1 pseudogene is annotated in these 284 nt (G+C 47.9%); it reads left to right on the top strand.

Going from position 1 to position 284, the window contains the following annotated elements:
- Positions 1-284: pseudogene (locus tag AADZ90_RS22450) on the top strand (ATP-dependent zinc metalloprotease FtsH); the annotation flags it as partial.

The raw sequence follows: 284 nt of genomic DNA, 5'->3' as shown, positions 1-284 counted from the left end.
ACTTCGTCCTGGTCGTTTTGACCGTCAGGTTACCGTTGGTTTACCTGATATTCGCGGACGCGAACAGATCTTAAAAGTACATATGCGTAAAGTCCCGTTAGGAGACGATGTTAAAGCTTCTGTTATTGCGCGTGGGACACCAGGCTTCTCTGGTGCTGACTTAGCAAACCTTGTTAACGAAGCCGCATTATTTGCTGCTCGTGGCGGCCGTCGTTTAGTGTCGATGGAAGAGTTTGAGAAAGCGAAAGATAAAATATTGATGGGCGCTGAGCGCAAGTCAATGG

This window comes from Aestuariibius violaceus, from assembly GCF_040779325.2.
Lineage (GTDB): Bacteria > Pseudomonadota > Alphaproteobacteria > Rhodobacterales > Rhodobacteraceae > Aestuariibius > Aestuariibius violaceus.
This window is presented reverse-complemented; position numbering and strand designations above follow the sequence as displayed.